Origin of the sequence: Mycolicibacterium tusciae (assembly GCF_002086795.1) — a bacterium.
Taxonomy (GTDB): domain Bacteria; phylum Actinomycetota; class Actinomycetes; order Mycobacteriales; family Mycobacteriaceae; genus Mycobacterium; species Mycobacterium tusciae.
Genome location: NZ_MVIM01000028.1, coordinates 1 through 25,385, shown reverse-complemented (window position 1 = coordinate 25,385; position 25,385 = coordinate 1). Strand labels below are relative to the sequence as shown.

Here is a 25,385-nt window from a genome sequence, read left to right as displayed (position 1 = left end):
GGCCTTCCCAGTTAAACCATCGTGTCCTGCGGTGGCAGGCCGAACTCGTTGTTGCCGAAGATCAGGTAGGCCCGCTCCGGCTCGTTGGCGGCGTGCACGCGGCCGGCGTGCGCGTCGCGCCAGAAGCGCTGCACCGGCTGATCGGAGTTCAGCGCGGTCGCGCCGGAGGCCTCGAAGAGCAGGTCGATCGATGAGATTGCGCGGGCGGTGGCGCGGACCTGGTCACGTCGGGCCCGCGCCCGCAGCTCGAACGGAATCTCTTTGCCCGCCTTCAACAGTTCATGCTCATCGTGAACATTGCCGATGAGCTGACGCCAACCGGCGTCGATATCGCTCGCCGCCTCGGCGATCCGGATCTTGGCGAACGGGTCGTCCTTGGACTTCTCGCCGGCGAACGCCGCGCGGACGCGCTTGCCCTGGTGTTCGACGTGGGCATCGTAGGCGCCGTACGCCATTCCCATGATGGGCGCCGAGATCGTCGTGGGATGCATGGTGCCCCATGGCATCTTGTACACCGGCGCGGTGTTGTTCTCCAGCCCACCGGCGGTGCGGTCGTTCATCGCCTTGTAGGACAGGAAGCGGTGCCGCGGGACAAACACGTCCTTGACCTTGAGCGTGTTGCTTCCGGTGCCCTTGAGCCCTACGACATGCCAGACATCGTCGATCTCGTAGTCCGAACGCGGAATGAGGAAGCTGCCGAAGTCGACCGGCTTGCCGTCCTTGATCACCGGACCGCCGACGAACGTCCACGTGGCATGGTCGCAGCCCGAGGACCAGTGCCACGCGCCGTTGACGAGATAGCCGCCGTCGACCACGGTGCCCGCCCCCATCGGCGCGTACGACGAGGAGATCCGGACGGCCGGATCGTCGCCCCAGACCTCTTCCTGCGCTTGCTGGTCGAACAGGGCGAGGTGCCAGTTGTGGACGCCGATGATCGAGCTGACCCATCCGGTCGACCCACAGGCGCTCGCGATGCGGCGGACGGCTTCGTAGAAGTCCGTAGGATCACACTGCAGGCCGCCCCACTGCTCGGGCTGCAGAAGCTTGAAGAACCCGGCCTCGTTGAGTTCGGCGACGGTCTCGTCGGGCAACCGCCGTAGTTCCTCGGCCGCCTGCGCCCGCTTTGCGATGAGCGGCAGCAGATCGTCGATGCCGGCTAGGACCGACTGCACGTCACGCTGTTCAATGGACGTCACTGGATTCGCCTTCCGGAGTATGGGCCTAGATGAAGATTAGAACACGTTACGATTTGTGTCGAGAAGGGCCTTGCTGCGGCGGCTGGACCTGGGGACATGCATTTCTGTAACCTGTTCTAGTTATTGTCCATATATTTCACGAGGAAGGGTGCACGGTGACGGACGAGCCGCTCGGAAGCCACGTGCTCGAGCTGGAGCTGACCGACGTCGTCGAGGAGACCGCCGACGCGCGTTCGCTGGTTTTTGCCGTCCCCGACGGAGCCGATGTCCCTGCCGACCGGTTGCGCTACTCGCCGGGTCAATTCCTGACGCTGCGGGTGCCCAGCGATCGCACCGGCTCGGTGGCGCGCTGCTACTCGCTGTGCAGTTCCCCCTTCACCGACGACCCCCTGACGGTGACCGTCAAGCGCACCGCGGACGGATACGCTTCGAACTGGCTGTGCGACAACGCGCACGCCGGCATGAAGATGCACGTGCTGGCACCGTCGGGCACCTTCGTACCCAAGACCCTCGACACCGACTTCCTGCTGATGGGTGCCGGCAGCGGCATCACGCCGATGATGTCGATCTGCAAGTCGGCGCTCGCCGAGGGCAGCGGCAAGGTCGTTTTGATCTATGCCAACGAGGACGAGAACTCGGTGATCTTCGGCGCCGCACTGCGCGACTTGTCGGCCAAATACCCCGATCGGCTCACTGTCGTGCACTGGCTCGTCAGCGTGCAGGGGCTGCCGAGCGCGGCGGCGTTGGCCGGCCTGGCCGAGCCGTATTCGGGACACGACGCGTACATCTGCGGCCCGGGTCCGTTCATGGTCGCGGCCGAGGAAGCGCTCAAGGCCGTCGGCGCGCAAAGCATCCACATCGAGGTGTTCAAGTCGTTGGACTCCGACCCGTTCGCCGCGGTGGTCATCGAGGAAGACGACAGCGATGAGGGCCCGGCCACAGCGGTGGTCACGCTCGACGGTGAGAAGCATGAGATCACCTGGCCGCGCAAGGCGAAGCTGCTCGACGTCCTGCTCGACAAGGGCCTCGATGCGCCGTTCTCGTGTCGAGAGGGCCATTGCGGCGCATGCGCGGTACTGAAGAAGAGCGGCGACGTCGAGATGGAAATCAACGACGTGCTCGAGCAGTCCGACCTCGACGAAGGCCTGATCCTGGGCTGCCAGGCGCTGCCGCGATCCGATTCGGTCGAAGTCACCTACGACGAGTAACCCGCGGGCTACGATGCGCGCACCGAAGGGAGCATCTCTGTGATTAGGCGGTTGGCCGGCGCGTTCGTGGCGATCTCGGCGACAGTGCTGACACTGGCATCCATCACACCGACAGCCGTGTCATCGGCTGCGCTGGACACCGCGGACTCGTCGATTCCCGTCAACCCGGTGGACACGCTCCAGATGCATGTGACAGCCAATTGCATTGCAGCCGAAGCGAGATGCTTGTTCGACACCGTCGCAAACCTGCGCACACCGAACGGTGTGATCGGGTTTCCCGGCGATCTGTATGCCCGGCAGAACGTGACGCTGCGCACGATGGACCGCTCCGTCTACATCAATTCGAACGTCGCGACCCCGAACACCCGGATCTTCAAATCGTTGACCGACAACGAGATCTCGACGGTCTACTTCGGTGGCGGACCGCCGGACAGGGTTGCCCTGCACGGCGTCGCATGGCCCATCGACTCCTACACCGGCCGTCCGCGTACCGACGTTCCGCTGATCGTGTGCTCCTACATCCAGGTGGTGTACGCCGGCGTCAACCTGACGTCACCCAACGCCTGCGCACAGGCCGCCTTCAGCTAGCGGGGTAGACCGAGCAGTCGTTCACCTGCCATGGTGAGCAGAATCTGCTCTGTTCCGCCCGCGATCGTCAGGCAGCGGGTGTTCAAGAAGTCGAAGACGGTCTTGTTGTCGACGACGCCCGCGCCCTCGGACAGCTCCATCCTCAGCTCGGACAGCGCCTGCCGGTAGCGCACCCCGATGAGCTTGCGCGCGCTGGCCTGCGGACCCGGATCTTGGCCCCCCACAGCGAGTTCCGCGATCTTCTGATCCAGCAGCGAGCCGACCTGGGCCGCGAGGATCAGCGAGCCGAGCTGGTGCTGGCCGGTCGAATCGAGATCGAGATCGGCGACCTGACGCAACAACTCCTCCATCGGGTTGCCCAGCGCGGTGCCATGCGCCATCGCCACCCGCTCGTTGGCCAGCGTCGTGCGTGCCAGCCGCCAGCCGTCGTTGACAGGGCCGACCACCATCTCGTCGGGCACGAAGACCTCGTCGAAGAACACCTCGTTGAACAGGTTGTCGCCGGTGATCTCACGCAGCGGACGGATGTCGATGCCCGCCGACTTCATGTCGACGAGGAAATAGGTGATGCCCTTGTGCTTGGGGGCGTCCGGATCCGTACGGGCCAGGCACACCCCCCATGCCGCCTTGTGGGCCGCCGACGTCCACACCTTCTGTCCGGTGAGCTTCCAGCCCCCCTCCGCGCGAACGGCCTTGGTGCGAAGCGCGGCCAGATCCGACCCCGCGCCGGGCTCACTGAACAGCTGGCACCACAGGAACTCGCCCCGCAGCGTGGCGGGGACGAACTGCTCGATCTGCTCGGGAGTGCCGTGCTCGAGAATCGTCGGCACCGCCCACCACCCGATCACCAGATCCGGTCGGACCACCTCGGCCTTGGCCAGCTCCTGATCGATCAGCAACTGTTCGGCCGGGCCGGCCTCGCGGCCGTGCGGACGCGGCCAGTGCGGCGCCAACAGCCCGGAATCAGCCAACGCGACCTGCCGCTTCTCCGCGGGCTGTGCGGCGACTTCGGCTACCGCAGAAGCGATTTCGGGGCGCAGATGCTCAACCGATTCGAGGTCGATCTTCAGATCGCGGCGCACACCCTGCTGAGTGAGTGTCGCGACACGGCGTAGCCACTTGTCGGCGCCGCCGAGGAAATGCGCGATGCCGTACGCGCGTCGCAGATACAGATGCGCGTCGTGCTCCCACGTGATCCCGATGCCGCCGAGTACCTGAATGCAGTCCTTCGCGTTGGCCTTCGCGGCGTCGATTCCGGCGGCCGCAGCCACCGCGACGGCGATGGAGAGCTGCTGTTCGTCGTCCTCGGCAACCGCCCTGGCCGCGTCCGCCGCGGCCACCGAAGCCTGCTCGGAGCGAAGCAACATCTCGGCGCACATGTGCTTGATGGCCTGGAAACTGCCGATCGGCTTGCCGAACTGCTCGCGCACCTTCGCGTAATCCGTTGCGGTCTGCAGTGCCCAGCGCGCCAGCCCCGCGGCCTCGGCGGCCAGCACCGTGGCGGCCAGGTCGGCGAAACGTTGCGGCGACGTCGACAGCTTCGCCGCGGGTGCGCCGTCCAGCACGACGCGCGCCAGCGGCCGCGAGAAGTCGGTCGGGGTCAGCGGTTCGATGGTGACACCGTCGGCAGACGCGTCGATCAGTACGACGGAGTCTGCAGCGGGCAGCACCAAAAACCCGCCGGGATCGGCTCCCAGCACGTAGTCGGCGGTGCCGGATGCCCGCGCGCCGTCGAATTCGATGTTGGCCGTCAGCGTGACGCCCGCAACGCGCTCACCGGCGATCAGGAACTCCAGGATGTCAGCCTGCTCGACCAGCAACGTGGCCAGTGCCGTGGTCGCGACCGGACCGGGGACCAGGGCTGCAGCGGCCTCGTCGACCATCGCGCACAGATCCTCGACGGTACCGTCGGCGCCACCCCTCTCCTCGGACAACGCGACACCGAAGAGGCCGAGTTGAGCCAACCCGTCGTAGGCTGAACGCCACGCGTCCGGCTGGCCCGCCTCGACCCTCCTGGCCGCCTCGGAGGGGCCTGAAGCAGCTGCCCAGCTACGGACCAGCTCGCGCGCGGCAAACTGCTCGTCGGTCATTGTGGCTGACACCGTCTGCTCCTAGCGTTTGGGTGAGAAGTCCATGCTCCCCACTAGAACGTGTTCTAATAGTGCCAGCGATCGACCGTCAAGTCGACCGCCATAGCAGCAGGACACGTCGGTGCCGCGGCGTTTCTGAAGTGAGAAAATGTAGTTCGGCATGCGTATCGTTTTCGGCGATACCCGTGCGGAGAAGGAGTAGTCGAACAGATGTCCGGCCTGTCACAGCCAAACCAGGGATCGGGGTCGGATTCGCGACCGCCCCAGGTGATGACCGTGGCGGTGTTGGCCGAGTCCGAACTGGGATCCGAAGCCCAGCGGGAGCGCCGCAAGCGCATCCTGGACGCCACCCTGGCCATCGCCTCCAAGGGCGGTTACGAGGCGGTGCAAATGCGCGCGGTCGCGGAACGGGCCGATGTCGCGGTAGGCACGCTGTATCGCTACTTCCCTTCGAAGGTGCACCTGCTCGTCTCGGCGCTGGGCCGGGAATTCGAGCGTATCGACGCCAAGACCGACCGTGCCACGATCGTCGGGGGCACCCCGTACCAGCGGCTGAACGTCATGGTCGGCAAGCTCAACCGGTCGATGCAGCGCAATCCGCTGTTGACCGAGGCGATGACACGGGCATTCGTATTCGCCGACGCGTCGGCGGCGGGCGAGGTCGACCACGTCGGCAAGCTGATGGACTCGATGTTCGCCCGCGCCATGAGCGACGGCGAGCCGACCGAGGACCAGTACCACATCGCACGAGTCATCTCCGACGTCTGGCTTTCGAACCTGCTCGCCTGGCTGACCCGGCGGGCGTCGGCGACCGATGTCGCCAAGCGTCTGGACCTCGCCGTGCGGCTTCTGATCGGCGACGGCGAGCACCCTAAGATCTAGGCGTGCTCCCGGTCGAACTGCAGCGCGCGCTCGATACCGTTTCCCGGGTTCCCCGATTACTGGTCACCTGCGATTTCGACGGCACCCTCGCGCCCATCGTCAGCAACCCGGCCGACGCCCGGATGCTGCCCGATGCGGCCACCGCGCTGACCGCACTCGCCGAACTGCCCGACACCCACGTGGCCCTGGTATCCGGACGGGCGCTCGGCGTGCTGCGAACGCTGTCGAGGATGCCGGCATCCGTTCACCTGGTCGGCAGCCACGGGGCCGAATTCGACACCGGCTTCGCCCACGACATCGATGAGGGCCTACTGGCGCGAATCATCGCCGAGCTGAACGAGATCGCTGCGGACAAGCCCGGCGTGACGGTGGAGACCAAACCGGCATCGGTCGCCCTGCACGTCCGCAATGCCAGTCCGGCCGACGGCGAGGCGGCGTTGGAGCAGGCCCGCCGCGCCTCGGACTCCTGGGATGCGCACGCCACCGCGGGCAAGGCGGTGCTCGAGTTCGCCGTCATCCAGACCGACAAGGGCGAGGCGGTCGACATCCTGCGCGAGCAGAACGCCGCTACCGCCGTGGTCTTTCTCGGGGACGATGTCACCGACGAGAAGGCATTCGCGCGGCTGCGCGACGGTGACATCGGCGTCAAGATCGGACCCGGTGACACAGCGGCGGGCTTTCGCATCGGGTCGCCCGACGATGTCGCAGAAGCGTTGGCGTACCTGCTGAATTCACGTGCTCTCCGCTGACGAGCTGAAAGCCCGCACGACACGAGCGGTTTCGGCCGCGACGGCGGCGGGTCGCGCTCTCGGACTGAGCGTCTCGCAGCCGCGTGTCCTCTACGACGTGTTCTCCGTGATCGTCCATCTTGCTCCTGCACCCGTCGTCGTCCGGGTCCCCACGGTGCTGCCGCCGTCCTATTCGGCGGCGCCGGAAACCCAGATCGCGCAGCAACGTTGCGAACTCGCCGTGGCGGGGTGGCTTGCCGACCGCGGCCATCCGGTGGTGCCCCCGAGCCCTCTGGTGCCGCGCGAACCCGTTCGGCGCGAGGGGTTCTCGATGACCTTCTGGCAGTTGATCGATCAGGTCCCCGCCGCGGACACGAACATGATGCGCCGCATCGAGCAGACCGCACACCTGCACGCTGCGCTGCGTGAATACGACGGCGACCTCGAGTTCTGGGCACCGTTCGCCACCTACATCCCCGACGGGCTGGCCGCGTTGGCGCGCATGCCCGAGCTGCTGCCCGCTACCGATCTTGAACGGGCACAACGGGAATGGGCCGTGATCGCGCCGGTTCTGACGTCACAAGACCTATTCGAACAGACTTTTCCCGGGGTCGGAATTCAGCCCATCCATGGGGACGCGCCCTACTACAACATGATCAGCACACCGGACGGCGACCTGTGGTCGGACTTCGAACTCGTCACCCTCGGCGCGATCGAATCGGACCTCGCGATGGTGGGACCCGAAGGGATCGCGGCCTACAACGCGGCCGCTGCGGGCGCGGGCCTTCGGCCCGTCGACGAGCGGGTGTTGCGGGTCACCGAGGCGGCGGGCCGCCTGGCGGTTGTTGCGGTCCTGGCGATGGTGCCGCAGTTGCCGATGCTGGTTGACGGTTTGACGCCGGCTCTCGACGAGTGGCGCGCCAGCCCGCCGATCACCGAGGTCTAGGCGGGCGGGCCCGACGTGCGGCCGCGAACCACCTCGATCTCGAGCACCTCGATCACCGGCAGACCGGAGCGCGGTGGGTTGTGCAGCAACCGGCCCGCGCGGCGGCCCTTTTCCATGCTCGGCTGTACCACCGTCGTCAGGCCGCGCCGCAACGCCTCGGGCACACCGTCGAAGCCGGTCACCGTCATCTGCCCGGGAACGTAGACACCCTTCGCGCGCAAGTGATCCATCGCCGACAGCGCCAACACGTCGGCCGTGCACATCAGCGCGGTGATGCGCGGGTTTTCGTCGAGGGCCACCTCGGCGGCCGCCCCACCGGACGTCGGCAGGTGTTCATAGCTCTCGACCACGGTCAGCGACGCCGGGTCGAGGCCCGCGGCAGTCATTGCGTCGTGTACGCCGTGAATGCGCTCGCGCTGGACGTGGAAGTGCGGAGTCTGGACTCGGTCCGGGTCGGCCAGCGCCGGCTTCGGTCCACCGTGCGGCCAGTCGCGTCCCAGTCGCATCGTCAGCAGGCCGATCTCCCGGTGGCCAAGGCCCACAACGTGTTCGGCAAGTAGGCGCATGGCTTCGCGGTCGTCGATACACACCCGCGAGGTGCCCGGCGCATCCTTCGGCTGGTCGACGACGACGATCGGCAGGTGCCGCTGCTGCACCACCGACAGATAGGGATCGTCGTCGGAGGCGGAGTACACCACGAACCCGTCCACCCCCGCCGCGAGGACGGCGGCCGAACCGTCGTCGAGGCTTCGCTTTGGACCGATCGCCACGAGCAGCAGTCCCTGCCCGGCCTCTTCGCACGACTCCGCGAGGCCGGCGACGAAGTCGAGCGCGGCGGGATCGCTGAACGAGTAGTTGAGCGGTTCGGTGATCATCAGCCCGACCGCCCCTGCCTTACGGGTGCGCAACGAGCGGGCCACCGGATCCGGTCCCGGGTAGCCCAGCTGCTTCGCGGTGGCCAGTACACGGTCGCGGAGATCGGCCGACAGCTGATCCGGCCGGTTGTAGGCGTTGGAAATGGTGGTCCGCGAGACCTTCAACTCGGCGGCCAACGAGGCCAGAGTCGCCCGGCGCCGGGGCGCTGGACTCCTGGACATGCTGTGACGTTAGCCCATGAATTTGCGTTACCCGGGATGCCGTGGGATAGAGTTATTGGAAACGGTTTTCATTTCTATTCAGAGGCTTACGGGAGGTGCCATGCGTGCCAGCATTGCGGCGATGACGGCGGTGGTGGTGGCGATCGGCGCGGCCGGATGCAGTCAGCAGGAATCCGCGCAATCCGGCAACGGCACCGTATCCGTCGTGGCATCCACCGATGTCTGGGGCAGCGTGGCCGGCGCTGTCACCGGCGACCATGCTTCCGTGACGTCGATCGTGAACGGGACAGTGGCCGATCCGCACTCGTTCGAGGCCAGCCCCGCCGACACCGCGGCGCTTACCGACGCCTCGCTGGTCGTCTTCAACGGCGGCGACTACGACCACTGGGTCGAGCACGTGCTGGAAGAACATCCGGACGTGCCAAGCGTCGACGCCGTCGCGCTACTGCCGGCCTCGTCGCAACCCCCGAACGAGCACGTCTTCTACGACCCGGCGACCGCTAAGGCCGTCGCCGCGCAGATCGCTGAACGGCTATCGACAATCGACTCCGCCAACGCCGAGGCCTACCGCGCGAACGCCGCGACGTTCGGCGCCAAGGCCGACGAGATCCTGACACTCGAGCGCACGATCGGCCAGGAGCATCCGGGGGCCTCCGTCGTCGCGACCGAGCCCGTCGCGCACTACCTGCTGGTCAATGCGGGTATAGCCGACAAGACTCCGGAGGGCTTCGCCAACGCGATCGAGGAGGACACCGACCCGTCGCCTGCGGACCTGGCCGCGATGCTCGACCTGATCAACGCCCGGCAGGTGTCCGCGCTGCTGTACAACCCGCAGACCGAGACCGCGGTCACCAAGCAGCTTGCCGACGCCGCCAACCGCGCCTCGATACCCGTCGTGAACGTGACGGAGACCCTGCCCGATGGCACCGACTATCTGACCTGGCAGCGCCAAACCGCCGAACAGCTGGCGAGCCAGTTGGATAAGGCGCCACAGGCGAACAGATAATCAATCCGTGCCTGCTGACGTCGTCGCCGAACTGACCAGCGCCCGGCTGGCGTTCGCCGACCGCGTGCTGTGGGACCAACTGGACCTCGCAGTGCGCGCGGGCGAATTCATCGCGGTGCTCGGCCCCAACGGTACCGGCAAGACTTCCCTGCTCAAGGTGCTGCTCGGCCAACTGCCCCTCACCGCGGGCAAGGTCACGATCTGCGGTAAGCCGGTCGAAAAGGGCAGCAGGCGAATCGGTTACGTGCCCCAGCACCGCGCGATCGACAGCGGGCTGTCGCTGCGGGGGTGTGATCTCGTCGGTTTGGGGTTCGACGGCCACCGCTGGGGTCTGGCGACCGACCGTTCGGCCAAGCGCACAGCCGTGCAGCGGGCGCTGGACCAGGTCAACGGCAAGGCACTCGCGAATGTGCCGGTCGGTGTGATGTCGGGCGGCGAACTCCAGCGGGTGCGGATCGCCCAGGCGCTGACCACGGATCCGGTGCTGCTGTTGTGCGACGAGCCACTGCTCAACTTGGATCCGGCCAATGCACGGCTGGTGTCGACGCTGATCGATGCGCGCAGGCGCGACGCGAACACCGCCGTACTTTTCGTCACCCATGAGGTCAATCCGGTTCTGCCATACATAGACCGGGTGTTGTATTTGGTCGACGGCCGATTCCGGATCGGCACCGTCGAAGAGGTGATGACGTCGGCGACCCTGTCCGAGTTGTATCGCGCCGACATCCAGGTGGTGAAGGTCGGCAGCCGCTACGTCGTGGTCGGCGAGCACGACCACTCGGCACATGCGAGCGGCCACGACCATGAGTGAACGGCTCGCCGACCTGCTGGCACACCTGTTCTCGTTCGACATCACCATCGACCTGTTGCGCCGCGACTTCGTCCAGCAGGCCCTGCTCGCGGCCGCACTGCTCGCCCTGGTGTCCGGGTTGATCGGACCGTTCATCGTGATGCGGCAGATGTCGTTCGCGGTGCACGGGTCCAGCGAATTGTCCCTCACCGGAGCGGCTTTCGCGCTGCTCGCCGGTTTCAACGTCGGTATCGGCGCACTCGTCGGATGCGCACTGGCCGCGGTGTTGTTCGGGGTGCTGGGCCAGCGTGCACGCGAACGGGATTCGTCGATCGGGGTGGTGCTGGCGTTCGGGCTCGGCCTTGCGGTGCTGTTCATCCATCTCTATCCCGGTCGCAGCGGGACGAGCTTCGCGCTGCTGACCGGGCAGATCGTCGGCGTCGGCTACTCGGGGCTGGCGTTGTTGGCCGTCGTGTCGGTGGTCGTCATCGTCGTGCTTGCGGTGTCCTACCGTCCCCTGTTGTTCGCCACCGTCGACCCTGAGGTGGCGGCGGGACGCGGAGTTCCGGTGCGCGCGTTGGGCATTGTCTTCGCCGCGCTGGTCGGGGTCACGGCCGCACAGGGCGTGCAGATCGTCGGGGCGTTGCTGGTGATGTCGCTGCTGATCACACCCGCTGCGGCCGCCGTTCGGGTGTTCTCGTCACCCGGGGCGGCGGTCGCGGCATCGGTGATCTTCGCCGAGGTGTCCGCCGTCGGGGGCATCCTGCTGTCGCTGGCGCCTGGCGTACCGGTCTCGGTGTTCGTCACGACGATCTCGTTCGCGATCTTCCTGGTGTGCTGGCTGATCGGTCACCGTGGCCGTGCCCGCAGTTAGTCCCGTTCCACCGGACGCGTTGAGTCCGAGGACCATTCCGACCATGAGCCCGGATACAGCGCGGCGTCGACTCCGGCCGCGGTGAGCGCAGCGACCACGACCGCCGCCGTGACACCCGATCCGCAGTACACGCCCACGGCGCCGCTGGACTCCGGCACATCGGCGACAAAACGTCCGTCGCGGTCCAGCAGGCTCGTGCTCGGGACATTGCGGGCGCTGGGAATGTGGCCCGCGACCGGATCGACGGGCTCGACCTCGCCGCGGAAGCGTTCCGGCGCGCGGGCATCCAGCAGGGTCAGGTCGGCGGCGGTCACCTGCTCGGCACTGAGTGTCGGCAACGCACCTGCGTACAGGTCGTGGTGTGCCACCGTCACATCGCCGGGTGCCACGCTCGCCGGACCGCTTTCGAGCGGACCCGACCAGGCGGCCAGTCCGCCGTCGAGGATCCGCACATCGGCGATGCCCGCCGCGGTCAGCACCCACCAGGCGCGCGCCGACCCGGCCCGGTTCCAGTCGTCGTACACGACGACTGGCGAACCGTCGCGTACACCCCACCGTCTGGCGGCTGCCTCCAGGTCGCGACCGGACGGCAGCGGGTGGCGGCCGCGCCCGGTGACGGTGTGGTCGGACAACTCGTCCTCCAGCGAGACGTACACCGCACCCGGGATGTGCCCTCGCTCGAATGCCGCGCGACCGTCGGGCTCGGTGAGCTGCCAGCGCACGTCCAGGATCGTCGGCCGCTCGCCGTCGTCGAGTCGCTGGTTCAGCTCCGCCGCACTGATCAGTACTTGCTCGCGGGTCACCTTTCGATGGTGCCACCTAAGCTCACGAGCGTGACCGAGCACGCATTCAGCCCTGCTGAGCGAAGCGCGATCTACCGGGTGATCGCCGCACGCCGCGATATGCGCCGCTTCGTCCCCGGATCCGAGATCCCCGAGGACGTCCTGGTTCGGCTACTGCAGGCCGCGCATGCCGCGCCCAGCGTCGGGCTGATGCAGCCGTGGCGATTCATCCGGATCACCGAGCCCGCGTTGCGCCGCGACATCCACGCCGTCGTCGACGAAGAGCGTCAGCGCACCGCCGAGGCGCTCGGCCCGCGCAACGCCGAGTTCCTGGCCCTGAAGGTCGAAGGCATTCTGGACTGTGCCGAGCTCTTCGTCGTCGCGCTCGGCGACGGCAGGCAGGCCCACGTGTTCGGCAGGCGCACGCTGCCCCAGATGGATCTCGCGTCGGTGTCGTGCGCCATCGAGAACCTGTGGCTGGCCGCACGTGCCGAAGGTCTCGGCATGGGGTGGGTGTCGATATTCGACCCTCGCCGACTCGGGGAGTTGCTCGGTGTACCGGAGGACGCCGAAGCGGTCGCTGTGCTGTGTCTCGGTCCGGTGCCGGAGTTTCCCGACCGCCCGCAACTCGAGATCGACGATTGGGCGGTCGGACGACCGCTGAGCGAGTTCGTCGCCGAGAACTGGTGGGCCGCGCCGGCGCCGATCGTAGGCTGGTCGACGTGACCGTCGATCTGAACGCCGATCTCGGTGAGAGCTTCGGAGTGTGGAAGCTCGGTGACGACGACGCCATGCTCGACGTCGTCACGAGCGCAAACGTCGCGTGCGGTTTCCACGCCGGCGACTCTGCACTGTTGCTGCGGACGTGCCGGGCGGCCGCCGAACGCAATGTGCGCATCGGTGCTCAGGTCAGCTATCTCGATCTCGCCGGGTTCGGCAGACGCTTCATCGACGCCGATCCAGAAGACCTGAAGGCGGACGTGATCTACCAGATCGGCGCGCTACAGGCGATCGCTCGCGTGGCGGGATCGACGGTCACCTACGTCAAACCCCATGGCGCGCTGTACAACACCATCGTCACCCATCACGATCAGGCGCGGGCGGTCGCCGAAGCGGTACGCGCTGTCGACCCGGCCCTGCCCGTCCTGGGCCTGTCCGGTTCGGTGTTCTTCGCCGAGGCGCAGGAGCTCGGCCTGCGGACCGTGCCCGAGGCGTTCGCCGACCGTGCGTACCGATCCGACGGGCAGCTGGTGTCGCGGCGGCTGCACAACTCGGTACTGCATGACGTCGAGGAGATCGCAGACCGGGTGTCGTCGATGGTGACTGCGGGTCGAGTTGGCGCAGCGGACGGCTCCACGATTCCGATCACGGTCGAATCTGTTTGTGTGCATGGAGATTCACCGGGGGCGGTGCAGATCGCCCATGCAGTGAGGGCACGGCTGCATTCCGACGGAGTCGAAATCAGGCCGTTCACCTGAGCCCGCGTGTTCACAGGCTCAGCCGGCGATAGCGCTGCAGTCGGCGGATGGCGCCTGCAGGCGCGTTTCCGTCACAAGGAGCGAGCGTGTCGTGAAGAACTGCGCGCACGTGCTCCACGTCCAGATCCATTCCGATCGCGACGAGGCTGTTCGGCGTCGCCGACGCGGGAGCGGTGGAGACATGAATGGACGGACCAACCAGATGCACGACATAGGGCCGCACTGTCGAGCGGTATCGCACGGCGATCGTCCCCTTGACTCGATAGACCCCAGACGGCGGATTCTCCAGAAGGTCAAGAATTTTGCCCGGGTCGATACACCCCGAGCCGGTCACCGTGACCGCGTCGGCGTGGGCGTGATCATCGTCCGCGTGGGCATGCGCCTCGTCCGGGGCGTCAAAGAGGAGTTCCCTGAACGAGAGCTGGCCCAGCTCGTCATCCGATCCGGGTAGGTCATACAGCAGTGCGGGGTCGATTCGTGCGCCGATTGTCCCGACGACAGGGGCATGAGGGTTCCGTTCTCGCACACGCTGTTCGAGTCTCTCGAGCAGCGGTTGCCTGTCCCCCTCGGGCAGTTGATCCATCTTGTTGACGACGATCAACGAGGCGGCGGCATAGCGCGCCGGCGGGCGTGCATCGCGATCGACCACGTCGAAGTGGGTGGTGGCGTCGATGACGTCGACGATGCCACCCGGCCGCACGCCGTCAACGCCGCTGAACCGAATCAGCTGCGCCACGGCGACGGGGTCGGCCAGGCCGCTGGTCTCGACGATGATGGCATCCAGGTCGAGCCGTGGGTCGGTGAGCTTGGTCAGCGCCTCGTCCAGCCCACCGTTGTCCGGCAGACAGCACACACAGCCGCCGGTGATCGAGGCGGGTTCGTCGATCTGGCCGGTGACCAGGCCGGCGTCGACGTTGAGCGCGCCAAAGTCGTTGATGATCACGCCAAGTCGTGCGCGCGGGGTCCGCAGGACATGATTCAGGAGGCTGGTCTTACCCGCGCCGAGGTAACCGGTCAGCGCGATGACGGGGATGTCGCTCACTCGCTGTCGCTGCACGTCCCTATAGTTCACGACGCTCGAGAGCCGGCAGTGCTTGGCACGAGAATTCGGTAGTTGACCTGAACCTCGACTGAGGTTGGAGACTGCGGACATGAACACCGCGGTGGCGCAAGCCGCTGGGCTTGCCGGTGATCTACCGGTTCGCCAACCACGCTGGATACGACGGCGTGATGATCGGGCTGCCCGGCATCGACCACCACCTCGAGTTCACCTCGCACGTCGACGGCAGTCCAGGACCCGCGCCGTCGACGCCGAGAATCCGTACTGGGCGGGAGTGGGTGCGCTGACCTTCGCGGATCCTGACGGCTGGCGTGTCGTGCTGGTGCCAAGGCCGGTGTTCTGACCCCATAGGCTGGCGCCATGCGCTTCAAGCTCGGCAGGCCGAAGCTGGCCGACTACGCCGGCTATTTCGACGCGCCCGCTGCACCCGAGGGTGCGTCGCTTACCGTCACCTGGGCCGGTGTCACCACGCTGCTCGTCGATGACGGCGAATCGGCGGTGATGACCGACGGCTTCTTCTCCCGGCCGAGCCTGGCCGAGGTCGGGCTGCGGTCGTTGTCGCCCTCGGCGCCCAGGATCGACGGCTCGTTGGCGCGATTGGGGGTGCAGCGGCTCGAGGCGGTGTTGCCGGTGCACACCCATTTCGACCACGCGATGGACAGCGCCGTCGTCGCCGAGCGCACCGGCGCGAAGGTGGTCGGCGGAACATCGGCGCGACAGGTCGGCCTCGGTCACGGGTTGCCCGACGATCGTCTTGTCGTGGCGACACCGGGTGAACCCATAACCCTTGGGGCGTACGACGTCACGCTGATCGAGTCCGAACACTGCCCCCCCGACCGCTTTCCCGGAGTCATCACCGAACCCGTCGCGCCACCGGTGCGCGCGTCGGCATACAAGTGCGGTGAAGCATGGTCGACGGTCGTGCGTCACCGGCCGTCGGACCGGCGGCTGCTGATCGTCGGCAGCGCCGGTTTCGTGCCCGGTGCGCTGGCCGGACAGCAGGCCGACGTCGTGTACCTCGGTGTGGGGCAGCTCGGTGTGCAGCCCGAGCAGTACCTGCTCGACTACTGGACAGAAGCTGTGCGCACGGTGGGTGCGCGCCGCGTCGTCCTGACCCATTGGGACGACTTCTTCCGCCCGCTGCACATGCCGCTGCGCGCACTGCCCTACGCCGGTGATGATCTGGACGTCACGATGCGGGTGCTGTCCCGGCTGGCGCGCGAGGACGGTGTCGCGCTGCATCTGCCTATGCTCTGGCAGCGCGCTGACCCGTGGCGTTGAGCCTGGCGCTCGTCGCGCTGGCCGTCGTGCTGCTGTTCGCCATCGTGCGCCCGCACGGCTGGCCCGAGGCCATCGTCGCGGTGCCGGCGGCCGCCACGCTGATCGTCGCCGGCGTCATCTCGGTGCCGGAGGCGTTGGCCGAGGTGAACCGGCTGCTGCCCGTCGTCGGCTTCCTCGCGGCGATCCTGGTGCTGGCGCGGCTGTGCGACGACGAAGGCCTGTTCCGCGCCGCAGGCGTCGCGATGGCGCGGTTCAGCGCGGGCAACCCCAAACACCTGCTGTCCATGGTGTTCGTCGTCGCATCGGCGACCACCGCGATCCTGAGCCTGGATGCGACGGTCGTGCTGCTGACACCGGTCGTCCTCGCGACGGCACGCACGCTGGCCGTACCGGCTCGACCGCACGCGTATGCCACCGCCCACCTGTCCAACAGCGCGTCGCTGCTGCTGCCGGTGTCCAACCTGACCAACCTGCTGGCATTCACGGCAGCGGGCCTGACGTTCCTGCATTTCGCCGCGATCATGGCCCTGCCGTGGCTGGCGGCGATAGCCGTCGAATTCGTGCTTCTGCGTTGGCTTTTCAAGCGCGATCTGTCGATCGAATCGCAGCAGGTGAACACCTCAGAGCCCGTCGACGTCCCGGTGTTCGTGCTGGTGGTTCTCGCGCTCACCCTCGTCGGGTTTGCGGTGGTCTCGGTACTCGGACACTCCCCCGCTTGGGCGGCCCTGGCCGGTGCCGTCGTCCTGGGCGTGCGCGCACTCGCCCGGCGCGACACCACCGTCACACGGATCGCGTCCGCGATCGACGCGCCGTTCCTGGCGTTCGTATTGTGCCTCGGGGTCGTCGTCGACGCGGTGATGCTGCACGGCCTCGACTCCGCGATGCGCCATGTGCTGCCCACCGGGAACACGCTGCCCGCGCTGCTCGGAATCGCCGCGATCGCCGCCGCGCTGTCCAACGCCGTCAACAACCTGCCCGCAGTGCTGGTCATGCTTCCGCTCGTCGCGGCATCGGGCCCGGCCGCCGTGCTCGCCGTACTGGTCGGCGTGAACATCGGGCCGAATCTGACGTACGTCGGCTCATTGGCCAACCTCCTGTGGCGCGGTGTCGTTCGCCGGGAGATGCCGACGGGGTTCGTCGAGTTCACCCTGATCGGGTTGTGCACCGTACCGCTCACCCTGCTGGCTTCGGTCGCAGCGCTGTGGGTGAGCATTAAATTGATCGGCGTGTAGGCCCGGTTACCTGCGCTCAAACGACAGTGGGACAACGCATGTCGATTGAGCCACCGGCGGCGCTGCGGGGTGCGCGTCGCCTTAGTATCGGCCAGATTGATGCTATGGCTGTGTCCCGACTGCCGGCTCGGCCGGCGGTGTTCAGCAGGTACGTCGCGCTCGGTGACTCATTCACCGAAGGTATCGGCGACCCCCACCCAGACTGTCCGAACGGTCTGCGCGGCTGGGCCGATCGCGTCGCAGAAGTGCTCGGACAGCACAACCCGCACATGCGGTACGCCAACCTGGCGGTGCGCGGGCGCACCATGGACGAGATACTCGCCGAGCAGATCCAGACCGCCGTCATGCTCGAGCCCGATATCGTGACGGTATACGCCGGGATGAATGATCTGCTGTTGGTGCGCAACAACATCGACGCCATGATGGCGCGCTATGCCGACGCATTGAAGACGCTGCAGCAGACGGGTGCCGTAGTGCTGACGTTCACCGCGGCCGATCTCGGCACGGTGCCGCTGTTCCGCCGGTTGCGGGGCCGTGCCGCGATCTACAACGAGTTGCTGCGCACCGTCGTCGACGACATCGGTGTTCAGCTCGTGGACTTCTGGCGGTTCACCGAATTTCGGGATCCGCGGCTGTGGGCGGGCGACCGCATTCACCTGTCCCCACTCGGGCATGAGCGCATGGCCGCCAAAGTCCTCGACACACTCACGATGCCGCACACCCTCACGTCGCGCTCAGCCGCCCTGGCGTCGTCGCCTCCGGTACACAGCTGGTGGCAGAACCTGCGATGGGCGACAGCATTCGCTGCGCCGTGGGTGGCGCGGCGGCTACGGCGCGTGACGCCAGGTGCCGGTATAGAACCGAAATTGCCTGGGCTCGTCGAGATTCTGCAGCCCGCGTACTAGCTGCGGCGCTGGCGGGCGATTTCGGCGAGCACCACGCCGGCGGCCACCGAGGCGTTCAGCGATTCCGTCGGACCGGCCATCGGGATCGACACGATGGTGTCGCAGTTCTCCCGGACCAGCCGCGACAGTCCCTTGCCCTCGGATCCGACGACGACCAGGATCGGACCGGCGCCGTCCAGCTCGTCGACCGTGATGTCACCGTCGGCGTCCAGACCCACCACCTGCAGTCCCCTGTTGGCCCAATCCTTCAGCGTGCGATTGAGATTCGTCGCCCGTGCCACCGGAAGTCGCGCCGCCGCACCGGCACTGGTGCGCCATGCGACCGCGGTCACCGACGCCGATCGGCGCTGGGGAATCAGCACCCCGTGACCGCCGAATGCGGACACCGACCGCACGATCGCGCCGAGGTTGCGCGGGTCGGAGATGTTGTCCAGGGCGACGAGCAGTGCGGGCGTCACGTCGCTCGTCGCCGACTTCACCAGGTCGTCGGGATGCGCGTAGTCATAGGGCGGCACCTGCAACGCGATGCCCTGATGCAGCCCGTTGGTGCTCATCCGGTCCAGGTCGGTCCGGGGCACCTCGAGGATCGCGATGCCGGAATCGGCTGCCCGGGTTACCGATTCGGTCAGTCGTTCATCGGATTCCGCGCCGAGGGCGACGTAGAGCGCGGTGGCAGGCACTCCCGCGCGCAGGCATTCCACGACGGGATTGCGCCCGAGCACCAATTCGACGTCGTCGGTTTTGCGTTGCCGGCCCTGCTGCTTTCTGGCCGCCTTGGCGGCGCGTTTGGCCGCGGGATGATTGACCCGGTCCTTGGCGGCCGGAGTCGCTCCCCTGCCCTCGAGGCCACGGCGGCGCACACCGCCCGATCCGACGGTCGGCCCCTTCTTGGTGCCCGGCTTGCGAATCGCGCCGCGGCGTTTGGAGTTTCCAGCCATTTACTTTGTGTAACCGTCCAGCAGTGTCCATTGCGGTCCGTCACCGGTGTCGGTGACCTCGATCCCGGCCGCCTTGAGACGGTCGCGGATGGCGTCGGCCTCGGCCCAGTCGCGTCTGTCCCTGGCATCAGCGCGGCGCTGCACCTCGGCCTGCACCAGCACATCGACCGCGGCCAGCGCGGCCGAGGTCTCGTCCTTGGACTCCCAGCGCTCGTCGAGCGGATCGGCGCCGAGGATGCCCATCATCGTTCGGATCGACATCGCCTGTGTCAGCGCCGCTTCGTGGTCGCCGGCGTCCAATGCCCGGTTTCCCTCAGCGCGCGCGGCGTGGATTTCGGCCAGCGCCATCGGCACCGCGAGGTCGTCGTCCAGGGCCGCCGCGAACTTCGGTGTCCACTCGCCCGGCACCACGGCGCCGACCCGGGTGCGCACGCGGTGCAGGAAATCCTCGATTCCGGTGTAGGCCTTCGCGGCGTCCTGCAGCGCCGTCTCGGAGAACTCCAGCATCGACCGGTAGTGCGCGCTGCCCAGGTAGTACCGCAGTTCGGCAGCCCGAACCCGTTGCAACACAGCCGGTATCGCCAACACGTTGCCCAGCGACTTGCTCATCTTCTCGCCGCCCATGGTCACCCAGCCGTTGTGCAGCCAGAACCGGGCGAACGGATCACCGGCGGCCTCGGCCTGCGCGATCTCGTTTTCGTGATGCGGGAACACCAGGTCCATACCGCCGGCATGGATATCGAATTCGGCGCCCAGGTAGGCCTCGCACATTGCTACGCACTCGGTGTGCCAGCCCGGACGGCCGCGTCCCCACGGCGTCGGCCACGACGGTTCACCCGGTTTCGCGCCCTTCCACAGCGTGAAGTCGCGCTCGTCGCGCTTGCCGGTGGCAACGCCTTCGCCCTGATGTACGTCATCGATTCGGTGGCCCGACAGCTTCCCGTAGTCGGCCAGGCTGAGCACGTTGAAGTAGACGTCTCCGCCACCGACATAGGCGTGGCCACGATCGATCAGGCGCTCGATCAGCTCGATGATCTGTGTGATGTGCCCGGTGGCCCGCGGCTCAGCCGACGGCGGAAGGACGCCCAGAGCGTCGTAGGCGGCCGAGAACGCGCGCTCATAGGTGGCGGCCCATTCCCACCACGGCCTGCCCGCATCGGCGGCCTTGTTGAGGATTTTGTCGTCGATGTCGGTGACGTTGCGGATGAACGCGACGTCGTAACCCTTCGCCATCAGCCAACGACGCAGGACGTCGAACGCCACCCCACTGCGAACGTGCCCGATATGAGGCAGACCCTGCACCGTCGCGCCGCAGAGATAGATCGACACGCGGCCTTCGCGCACCGGCACGAAGGCGCGGACGGCGCCCGTCATCGTGTCGTATAGCCGCAGGTCGGTCACGACGGGCCAGCTTACCGGGCTTATTCGGGCGGAATGACCAGTGCGGTCGCGATCGCGGCCAAACCTTCGCCCCGGCCGGTCAGACCCAGACCGTCTGTCGTGGTCGCCGATACCGACACCGGGGCATCGATGAGTTGGGACAGCAACTTCTGGGCCTCGGCCCGACGCGGACCCACCTTGGGCCGATTGCCGATGACCTGAACGGCGGCGTTGCCGACGCGGTAACCCTCGGCCACCAGTAGACCGTGTACGTGGCGCAACATGTCCGCACCGCTGACGCCGCGCCATTCGGGGCGGCCCGTGCCGAAAACCTCGCCGAGATCGCCGAGGCCGGCAGCGGAAAGCAACGCGTCGCACAACGCATGTGCGGCGACGTCGCCGTCGGAATGTCCGGCGCAGCCGTCGGCGTCAGCGAACGACAGGCACAGCAGCCAGCACGGCCTACCGGTCTCGATCGGGTGTACGTCGGTACCGAGCCCGACTCTGGGCAGAGTCACTGCTCTTCGCGCAAGCGGCTCATCGCCCTCGTCACGGGCCTTCAGGAGGCGGCAGCAAGTGCCTCGTCGAGAATGGTCGCGGCCTTCTCGTCATCGGTGTTCTCCGCAAGCGCGAGCTCACCGACGAGGATCTGACGCGCCTTGGCCAGCATCCGCTTCTCGCCGGCGGACAGGCCACGCTCCTGATCGCGACGCCACAGGTCGCGGACCACCTCGGCGACCTTGTTCACGTCGCCGGAGGCCAGCTTCTCGAGATTGGCCTTGTAGCGGCGCGACCAGTTGGTCGGCTCCTCGGTATGCGGCGCACGGAGCACCTGGAAAACCTTGTCGAGACCTTCTTGCCCGACGACGTCTCGCACGCCCACGTATTCGGCATTCTCCGCTGGGACTCGAACGGTGAGATCGCCCTGGGCGACCTTCAAGACGAGGTATTCCTTCTGTTCGCCTTTGATGGTCCGGGTTTCGATCGCTTCGATCAGCGCGGCGCCGTGGTGTGGATAGACGACGGTGTCTCCGACCTTGAAAATCATCAGATTAGAGCCCCTTTCACAACCCAATGTTAGCACGGGGTCCAGACAGGCGTGGATCAACGGTGCAGGTCAGGGGCACTCCGGGTCGAGACTAGGGGTTGACAGGCGGATGAATATGTGCGACACGCTGCTGCCATCGAGAAATCTGGAGACCGTCCGTCGGCCCTCAGCTACCGCCCGCCACGCCCACCTACTACAGTCCATAGTCGAATCCAAAGTCCGTCGAGCAGGAGGCACGTGTGGACCGCTTCAAACTGGCCGCCTGTGGACTGGCAGCCACCGTCGTCCTGAGCGGCTGCAGCGCCGGGCAGGTCTCCCAGACGGCCACCCAGGAACCGGCGGTGAACGGCACCAGCGCGAACATCGGGCAGATCGCGGTGCGCAACGCTCACCTGCGGGTCGACCAGACGTCGGATTACGTCCAACCGGGCCGTGAGGTCGACCTGATCTTCGTCGCCTCCAACAACTCGCCGGACGTCAACGACAAGCTGGTGTCGATCACGTCCGACGTCGGGACGGTCACGCTGAGCGGCGACACCACCCTGCCTGCGACGAGCAACCTCGTGGTGGGCGCCCCCGACGGGCAAATCACTCCGCTCGAAAGCGTCGAGACGGTCGACGCGGCCGAAGCCAAGGTGGAGCTGACGAAGCCGATCACCAACGGCTTGACGTACGACTTCACATTCAAGTTCGAGAAGAGCGGCGAGGGCACCTTTGCGGTGCCTATTTCCGCCGGTGAGAGCCCGCGGCGCGAAGAGGGCGGCAGCGCAGGCCACTCGGGCGGCGGCTCCGGCGGTCACTGACCGCACAACTCCGCGACACGGCCGCTCACCACGGAGTTTCTGTCGGCCCGTGCGGCTACGGTCTTGTCGTGGCCAAAGCGCGTTCGCAGTACCGCTGCTCCGAATGCCACCACATCACAGCGAAGTGGGTCGGCCGGTGCGCGGACTGCGGCACCTGGGGCACGGTTGACGAGGTGGCGGTGCTCGCCGCCGTCAACGGATCATCGATGCGGCGCGCGGTCGCCCCGACCTCGCCCGCGGTACCGATCAGCTCGATCGATCCCGGCCACACCCGGCACATCCTTACCGGAATCACCGAACTCGACCGGGTCCTCGGGGGCGGAGTGGTCCCCGGGTCGGTGACGCTGCTGGCAGGTGAACCCGGAGTCGGGAAGTCGACCCTGTTGCTGGAGGTCGCGCACAGGTGGGCCGAGAGCGGAAAGCGCGCGCTCTACCTGTCCGGCGAGGAATCGGCCGGCCAGATCCGGATGCGGGCCGGGCGCACCGGCTGCACGCACGACGAGGTCTTCCTGGCCGCCGAGTCGGATCTGCAGATGGTGCTCGGCCACATCGACGAAGTGAAGCCCAGCCTGGTCATCGTCGACTCGGTGCAGACGATGTCGACGACCGAAGCCGAGGGCGTCACGGGTGGCGTCACCCAGGTGCGCGCGGTGACCACGACGCTGACGATGGCCGCCAAAACCTCTGGAGTGGCGATGATCCTCGTCGGCCACGTCACCAAGGACGGTGCAATCGCGGGGCCCCGCTCACTGGAGCATCTCGTCGACGTCGTCCTGCACTTCGAGGGTGACCGGCAGTCGTCGCTGCGCATGGTTCGCGGCGTCAAGAACCGCTTCGGAGCGGCCGACGAGGTCGGCTGTTTTCTGTTGCACGACAACGGAATCGAATGTGTATCGGATCCGTCGGCGCTGTTCCGGGATCAGCGGCCGCAGCCGGTGTCAGGGACGGCCGTCACGGTTACGCTCGACGGTAAGCGCCCCCTCATCGGCGAGGTACAGGCGCTCATCGGAGCACCGGCCAGCGGGTCGCCGCGGCGCGCGGTCAGCGGTATCGACTCGTCGCGCGCAGCGATGATCACCGCGGTGCTGGAGAAGCGGGCGAAGCTACCTGTCGGCGCCAACGACATCTATCTGTCGACGGTTGGGGGCATGCGGTTGACTGATCCCTCCGCCGATCTTGCGGTGGCACTGGCGATCGCGTCGTCGTGCATGGACCTGCCGATGCCCGCCTCGGCCGTGGCGATCGGCGAGGTCGGACTGGCGGGCGATCTGCGCCGCGTCAGCGGTATGGATCGACGGCTGGCCGAGGCCGCACGGCTGGGCTTCACCGTGGCCGTAGTGCCTCCCGGCGTGACGGCGGTGCCCGCCCGACTGCGCGCGATTTCGGCCGACAACATCGGCTCGGCATTGCGGGTGCTGCGAGAAATCGCGCAGAATAACGGCCAGTCGTAGGAGGGGTTCGATGGCTGTCAAGCCTGGTGGGAGGTCCGGCCGGACCGTTGTGCCGCTGGCGAGGCCAACCATGCGCGAGACCATTTCCCGACTGGCCCCGGGGACCGCGCTGCGCGACGGGCTCGAGCGCATCCTGCGCGGCCGCACCGGCGCGCTGATTCTCATCGGCTACGACGACAGCGTCGAGGCGATCTGCGACGGCGGTTTCTCGCTCGACATCCGCTACGCGCCGACGCGACTGCGCGAGCTGTCCAAAATGGACGGCGCCGTGGTGCTGTCAACCGACGGCAGCCGAATCCTGCGGGCCAACGTCCAGCTGGTGCCCGATCCGTCGATCCCCACCGAGGAGTCCGGCACCCGGCACCGGTCGGCGGAACGCACCGCCATCCAGACGGGCTACCCGGTGATCTCGGTGAGCCACTCGATGAGCATCGTGACCGTCTACGTGGCCGGCGAACGCCACGTGATCCCCGACTCGGCGACCATCCTGTCGCGCGCCAACCAGACCATCGACACGCTGGAGCGCTACAAGGCCCGCCTCGACGAGGTCAGCAGGCAACTGTCGACGGCTGAAATAGAGGACTTCGTCACGCTGCGCGATGTGATGACGCTGGTGCAGCGGCTGGAGATGGTGCGACGGATCAGCCTGGAAATCGATTCGGACGTGGTCGAACTCGGCACCGACGGACGTCAGCTCAAGCTGCAGCTGGAAGAGCTGGTCGGCGACAACGAGACCGCGCGCGAGCTGATCGTGCGCGACTACCACGCCAACCCGGACCCACCGACCGCGGCTCAGGTCAGCGCAACGTTGGAGGAGCTGGACCATCTCTCCGACAACGAGCTCCTCGATTTCACTGCGCTGGCAAGGGTTTTCGGTTACCCATCGACCGCCGAGGCACAGGATTCCGCGATGAGCTCGCGCGGCTACCGTGCGATGGCGGGCATTCCGCGATTGCAGTTCGCCCACGTCGACCTGCTGGTGCGCTCGTTCGGCTCACTGCAGGGACTGCTGGCCGCGAGCGCGACCGATCTACAGAACGTCGAGGGCATCGGATCGATGTGGGCACGCCACATCCGAGAAGGGTTGTCGCAGTTGGCCGAATCGACGATCGCCGACCGGCTGGCCTAACCCACCGCGGGCGGTGGCGGCGGTGCCTCACCGGGCGGCGGCGCAGGCGCGGGGGCGGCGAGGCCGAACGGAACCGCCGCCGAGCGCAGGTTGCCCAGCTGGACCACCAGGTTGTACATGCCCGGTCCGATGGGTTGCCGCGGCAGCGGGCAGTTCGGTGCCGAGCCCATCCCGGTCCAAGTCACTTCGGTCGTCACCTGCTCGCCGGGCTGGAACGTTTTGACCAGCGTCTCGTTCGATGGCGCGCAGTCCAGGTTCGACCACAGCCTGCCGTTCTCCAGCGTGTAGACGTAGGCGGCCAGCACCGCGGCGCCCACGTCGCGCTTGCACGCCACCAGGCCGATGTTCGTGACGACCATCGTGAACTTCGGCTGATCGCCGACGACGTACTGCGGCTGGTTCGTGATGCCCTTGACGGCCAGCGTCGAATCGGGGCAGTCATCGCCCTCGTTGAGCACCGGCGGCGGGGCGACGGCCGCGGTGGGGGTGGGGG

27 protein-coding genes and 1 pseudogene are annotated in these 25,385 nt (G+C 67.1%); 18 read left to right on the top strand and 10 right to left on the bottom strand.

Going from position 1 to position 25,385, the window contains the following annotated elements; genetic code table 11:
* Positions 1 to 11: 11 nt before the first annotated feature.
* The gene (gene hsaA / locus BST47_RS28740) at positions 12 to 1,196 is read right to left on the bottom strand and encodes a 3-hydroxy-9,10-secoandrosta-1,3,5(10)-triene-9,17-dione monooxygenase oxygenase subunit (RefSeq protein ID WP_083129178.1); all 1,185 of its coding nucleotides are present in this window, start codon (positions 1,194 to 1,196) and stop codon (positions 12 to 14) included.
* 155 nt (positions 1,197 to 1,351) lie between these two features.
* On the opposite strand from hsaA, the gene BST47_RS28735 reads away from it, so the two are divergent.
* Positions 1,352 to 2,404, top strand: a complete 1,053-nt coding sequence (locus BST47_RS28735; RefSeq protein WP_083129177.1) for a ferredoxin--NADP reductase — start codon at positions 1,352 to 1,354, stop codon at positions 2,402 to 2,404.
* 39 nt (positions 2,405 to 2,443) lie between these two features.
* Positions 2,444 to 2,992 carry a hypothetical protein gene (locus tag BST47_RS28730; RefSeq protein ID WP_207568721.1) on the top strand — a complete coding sequence of 183 codons (549 nt, stop codon included), beginning with the start codon at positions 2,444 to 2,446 and terminating at the stop codon, positions 2,990 to 2,992.
* Here the strand turns inward: BST47_RS28730 and BST47_RS28725 are convergent.
* Positions 2,989 to 5,082, bottom strand: a complete 2,094-nt coding sequence (locus tag BST47_RS28725; protein WP_207568723.1) for an acyl-CoA dehydrogenase family protein — start codon at positions 5,080 to 5,082, stop codon at positions 2,989 to 2,991. The genes BST47_RS28730 and BST47_RS28725 overlap by 4 nt on opposite strands.
* A 210-nt stretch (positions 5,083 to 5,292) precedes the next feature.
* On the opposite strand from BST47_RS28725, the gene kstR reads away from it, so the two are divergent.
* From kstR to BST47_RS28710, 3 genes are read left to right on the top strand one after another with little or no spacing between them, the layout of a single operon-like run.
* Positions 5,293 to 5,964 (top strand): cholesterol catabolism transcriptional regulator KstR, encoded by a 672-nt coding sequence (gene kstR / locus BST47_RS28720; protein ID WP_083129175.1) that lies wholly within the window; start codon positions 5,293 to 5,295, stop codon positions 5,962 to 5,964.
* A 2-nt stretch (positions 5,965 to 5,966) separates the two neighbouring features.
* Positions 5,967 to 6,713 (top strand): trehalose-phosphatase, encoded by a 747-nt coding sequence (gene otsB / locus BST47_RS28715; protein WP_083129174.1) that lies wholly within the window; start codon positions 5,967 to 5,969, stop codon positions 6,711 to 6,713.
* Positions 6,700 to 7,638, top strand: coding sequence for a phosphotransferase (locus tag BST47_RS28710; RefSeq protein ID WP_083129173.1), 939 nt, complete (start codon positions 6,700 to 6,702; stop codon positions 7,636 to 7,638). Before otsB ends, BST47_RS28710 begins: the two co-directional genes overlap by 14 nt.
* Here the strand turns inward: BST47_RS28710 and BST47_RS28705 are convergent.
* Complete coding sequence (locus BST47_RS28705) at positions 7,635 to 8,735, bottom strand: Rv3575c family transcriptional regulator (protein WP_083129172.1); 1,101 nt, start codon at positions 8,733 to 8,735, stop codon at positions 7,635 to 7,637. The genes BST47_RS28710 and BST47_RS28705 overlap by 4 nt on opposite strands.
* A gap of 100 nt (positions 8,736 to 8,835) precedes the next feature.
* Between BST47_RS28705 and BST47_RS28700 the strand changes: the two genes are divergently transcribed.
* Genes BST47_RS28700 through BST47_RS28690 form a run of 3 tightly spaced genes read left to right on the top strand, consistent with a single transcriptional unit; the run spans position 8,836 to position 11,405 of the window.
* The gene (locus BST47_RS28700) at positions 8,836 to 9,741 is read left to right on the top strand and encodes a metal ABC transporter solute-binding protein, Zn/Mn family (RefSeq protein ID WP_083129171.1); all 906 of its coding nucleotides are present in this window, start codon (positions 8,836 to 8,838) and stop codon (positions 9,739 to 9,741) included.
* Positions 9,742 to 9,748: 7 nt separating this feature from the next.
* Positions 9,749 to 10,552: a metal ABC transporter ATP-binding protein gene (locus tag BST47_RS28695; protein WP_083129170.1), complete on the top strand. Its 804-nt coding sequence runs from the start codon at positions 9,749 to 9,751 to the stop codon at positions 10,550 to 10,552.
* The gene (locus tag BST47_RS28690) at positions 10,545 to 11,405 is read left to right on the top strand and encodes a metal ABC transporter permease (RefSeq protein ID WP_083129192.1); all 861 of its coding nucleotides are present in this window, start codon (positions 10,545 to 10,547) and stop codon (positions 11,403 to 11,405) included. The genes BST47_RS28695 and BST47_RS28690 overlap by 8 nt, the downstream gene beginning before the upstream one ends.
* Here the strand turns inward: BST47_RS28690 and BST47_RS28685 are convergent.
* Positions 11,402 to 12,208 carry a sulfurtransferase gene (locus BST47_RS28685; RefSeq protein ID WP_083129169.1) on the bottom strand — a complete coding sequence of 269 codons (807 nt, stop codon included), beginning with the start codon at positions 12,206 to 12,208 and terminating at the stop codon, positions 11,402 to 11,404. The genes BST47_RS28690 and BST47_RS28685 overlap by 4 nt on opposite strands.
* Before the next feature lie 30 nt (positions 12,209 to 12,238).
* Here BST47_RS28685 and bluB point away from each other — a divergent pair, with 30 nt between their 5' ends.
* Positions 12,239 to 12,913 (top strand): 5,6-dimethylbenzimidazole synthase, encoded by a 675-nt coding sequence (bluB, locus tag BST47_RS28680; RefSeq protein ID WP_234809916.1) that lies wholly within the window; start codon positions 12,239 to 12,241, stop codon positions 12,911 to 12,913.
* Complete coding sequence (locus BST47_RS28675) at positions 12,910 to 13,665, top strand: LamB/YcsF family protein (protein ID WP_083129190.1); 756 nt, start codon at positions 12,910 to 12,912, stop codon at positions 13,663 to 13,665. The genes bluB and BST47_RS28675 overlap by 4 nt, the downstream gene beginning before the upstream one ends.
* Before the next feature lie 10 nt (positions 13,666 to 13,675).
* On the opposite strand, the gene BST47_RS28670 is transcribed toward BST47_RS28675, so the two are convergent.
* Entirely contained in the window at positions 13,676 to 14,707 is a 1,032-nt protein-coding gene (locus tag BST47_RS28670; protein ID WP_083129168.1) for a CobW family GTP-binding protein, read from the bottom strand.
* Positions 14,708 to 14,853: 146 nt separating this feature from the next.
* On the opposite strand from BST47_RS28670, the gene BST47_RS28665 reads away from it, so the two are divergent.
* The 5 genes from BST47_RS28665 to BST47_RS28650 all read left to right on the top strand — a co-directional run bounded on the left by BST47_RS28665 (position 14,854) and on the right by BST47_RS28650 (position 18,143).
* On the top strand, positions 14,854 to 15,012 hold the full coding sequence (locus BST47_RS28665; protein ID WP_420094070.1) for a hypothetical protein: 159 nt from the start codon (positions 14,854 to 14,856) through the stop codon (positions 15,010 to 15,012).
* Positions 15,000 to 15,068, top strand: a complete 69-nt coding sequence (locus tag BST47_RS31730; protein WP_420094069.1) for a hypothetical protein — start codon at positions 15,000 to 15,002, stop codon at positions 15,066 to 15,068. Before BST47_RS28665 ends, BST47_RS31730 begins: the two co-directional genes overlap by 13 nt.
* A 17-nt stretch (positions 15,069 to 15,085) precedes the next feature.
* Entirely contained in the window at positions 15,086 to 16,006 is a 921-nt protein-coding gene (locus tag BST47_RS28660; protein WP_083129167.1) for an MBL fold metallo-hydrolase, read from the top strand.
* Positions 15,997 to 17,238 carry an SLC13 family permease gene (locus tag BST47_RS28655; protein ID WP_083129166.1) on the top strand — a complete coding sequence of 414 codons (1,242 nt, stop codon included), beginning with the start codon at positions 15,997 to 15,999 and terminating at the stop codon, positions 17,236 to 17,238. Before BST47_RS28660 ends, BST47_RS28655 begins: the two co-directional genes overlap by 10 nt.
* Positions 17,239 to 17,342: 104 nt before the next feature.
* A complete protein-coding gene (locus tag BST47_RS28650) occupies positions 17,343 to 18,143 on the top strand; it encodes an SGNH/GDSL hydrolase family protein (protein ID WP_234809914.1) in 801 nt (266 codons plus the stop codon).
* Here BST47_RS28650 and rlmB read toward each other — a convergent pair.
* Genes rlmB through carD form a run of 4 tightly spaced genes read right to left on the bottom strand, consistent with a single transcriptional unit; the run spans position 18,140 to position 21,509 of the window.
* Entirely contained in the window at positions 18,140 to 19,081 is a 942-nt protein-coding gene (gene rlmB / locus BST47_RS28645) for a 23S rRNA (guanosine(2251)-2'-O)-methyltransferase RlmB (RefSeq protein ID WP_083129165.1), read from the bottom strand. The genes BST47_RS28650 and rlmB overlap by 4 nt on opposite strands.
* Complete coding sequence (cysS, locus tag BST47_RS28640; RefSeq protein WP_083129164.1) at positions 19,082 to 20,482, bottom strand: cysteine--tRNA ligase; 1,401 nt, start codon at positions 20,480 to 20,482, stop codon at positions 19,082 to 19,084.
* A 20-nt stretch (positions 20,483 to 20,502) separates the two neighbouring features.
* Positions 20,503 to 20,979 (bottom strand): 2-C-methyl-D-erythritol 2,4-cyclodiphosphate synthase, encoded by a 477-nt coding sequence (gene ispF, locus BST47_RS28635; RefSeq protein ID WP_083129163.1) that lies wholly within the window; start codon positions 20,977 to 20,979, stop codon positions 20,503 to 20,505.
* 41 nt (positions 20,980 to 21,020) lie between these two features.
* Entirely contained in the window at positions 21,021 to 21,509 is a 489-nt protein-coding gene (gene carD, locus BST47_RS28630; protein ID WP_003888533.1) for an RNA polymerase-binding transcription factor CarD, read from the bottom strand.
* 239 nt (positions 21,510 to 21,748) lie between these two features.
* Between carD and BST47_RS28625 the strand changes: the two genes are divergently transcribed.
* From BST47_RS28625 to disA, 3 genes are all read left to right on the top strand, one after another.
* Positions 21,749 to 22,312, top strand: coding sequence for a copper chaperone PCu(A)C domain-containing protein (locus BST47_RS28625; protein WP_083129162.1), 564 nt, complete (start codon positions 21,749 to 21,751; stop codon positions 22,310 to 22,312).
* 68 nt (positions 22,313 to 22,380) lie between these two features.
* On the top strand, positions 22,381 to 23,763 hold the full coding sequence (gene radA, locus BST47_RS28620) for a DNA repair protein RadA (RefSeq protein WP_083129161.1): 1,383 nt from the start codon (positions 22,381 to 22,383) through the stop codon (positions 23,761 to 23,763).
* Between the two features lie 10 nt (positions 23,764 to 23,773).
* Positions 23,774 to 24,892, top strand: coding sequence for a DNA integrity scanning diadenylate cyclase DisA (disA, locus tag BST47_RS28615; RefSeq protein ID WP_083129160.1), 1,119 nt, complete (start codon positions 23,774 to 23,776; stop codon positions 24,890 to 24,892).
* Here the strand turns inward: disA and BST47_RS28610 are convergent.
* A pseudogene (locus BST47_RS28610) lies at positions 24,889 to 25,385 on the bottom strand (hypothetical protein); the annotation flags it as partial. The gene disA and the pseudogene BST47_RS28610 sit on opposite strands and share 4 nt — an antisense overlap.

Bases quoted from the DNA above. Each gene is read 5' to 3' on its own strand.
- BST47_RS28725 (WP_207568723.1), bottom strand. From the start codon at position 5,082: ATGACCGACGAGCAGTTTGCCGCGCGCGAGCTGGTCCGTAGCTGGGCA.
- kstR (WP_083129175.1), top strand. From the start codon at position 5,293: ATGTCCGGCCTGTCACAGCCAAACCAGGGATCGGGGTCGGATTCGCGA.
- BST47_RS28705 (WP_083129172.1), bottom strand. From the start codon at position 8,735: ATGTCCAGGAGTCCAGCGCCCCGGCGCCGGGCGACTCTGGCCTCGTTG.
- BST47_RS28700 (WP_083129171.1), top strand. From the start codon at position 8,836: ATGCGTGCCAGCATTGCGGCGATGACGGCGGTGGTGGTGGCGATCGGC.
- BST47_RS28690 (WP_083129192.1), top strand. From the start codon at position 10,545: ATGAGTGAACGGCTCGCCGACCTGCTGGCACACCTGTTCTCGTTCGAC.
- BST47_RS28660 (WP_083129167.1), top strand. From the start codon at position 15,086: ATGCGCTTCAAGCTCGGCAGGCCGAAGCTGGCCGACTACGCCGGCTAT.
- BST47_RS28650 (WP_234809914.1), top strand. From the start codon at position 17,343: ATGGCTGTGTCCCGACTGCCGGCTCGGCCGGCGGTGTTCAGCAGGTAC.
- rlmB (WP_083129165.1), bottom strand. From the start codon at position 19,081: ATGGCTGGAAACTCCAAACGCCGCGGCGCGATTCGCAAGCCGGGCACC.
- carD (WP_003888533.1), bottom strand. From the start codon at position 21,509: ATGATTTTCAAGGTCGGAGACACCGTCGTCTATCCACACCACGGCGCC.
- disA (WP_083129160.1), top strand. From the start codon at position 23,774: ATGGCTGTCAAGCCTGGTGGGAGGTCCGGCCGGACCGTTGTGCCGCTG.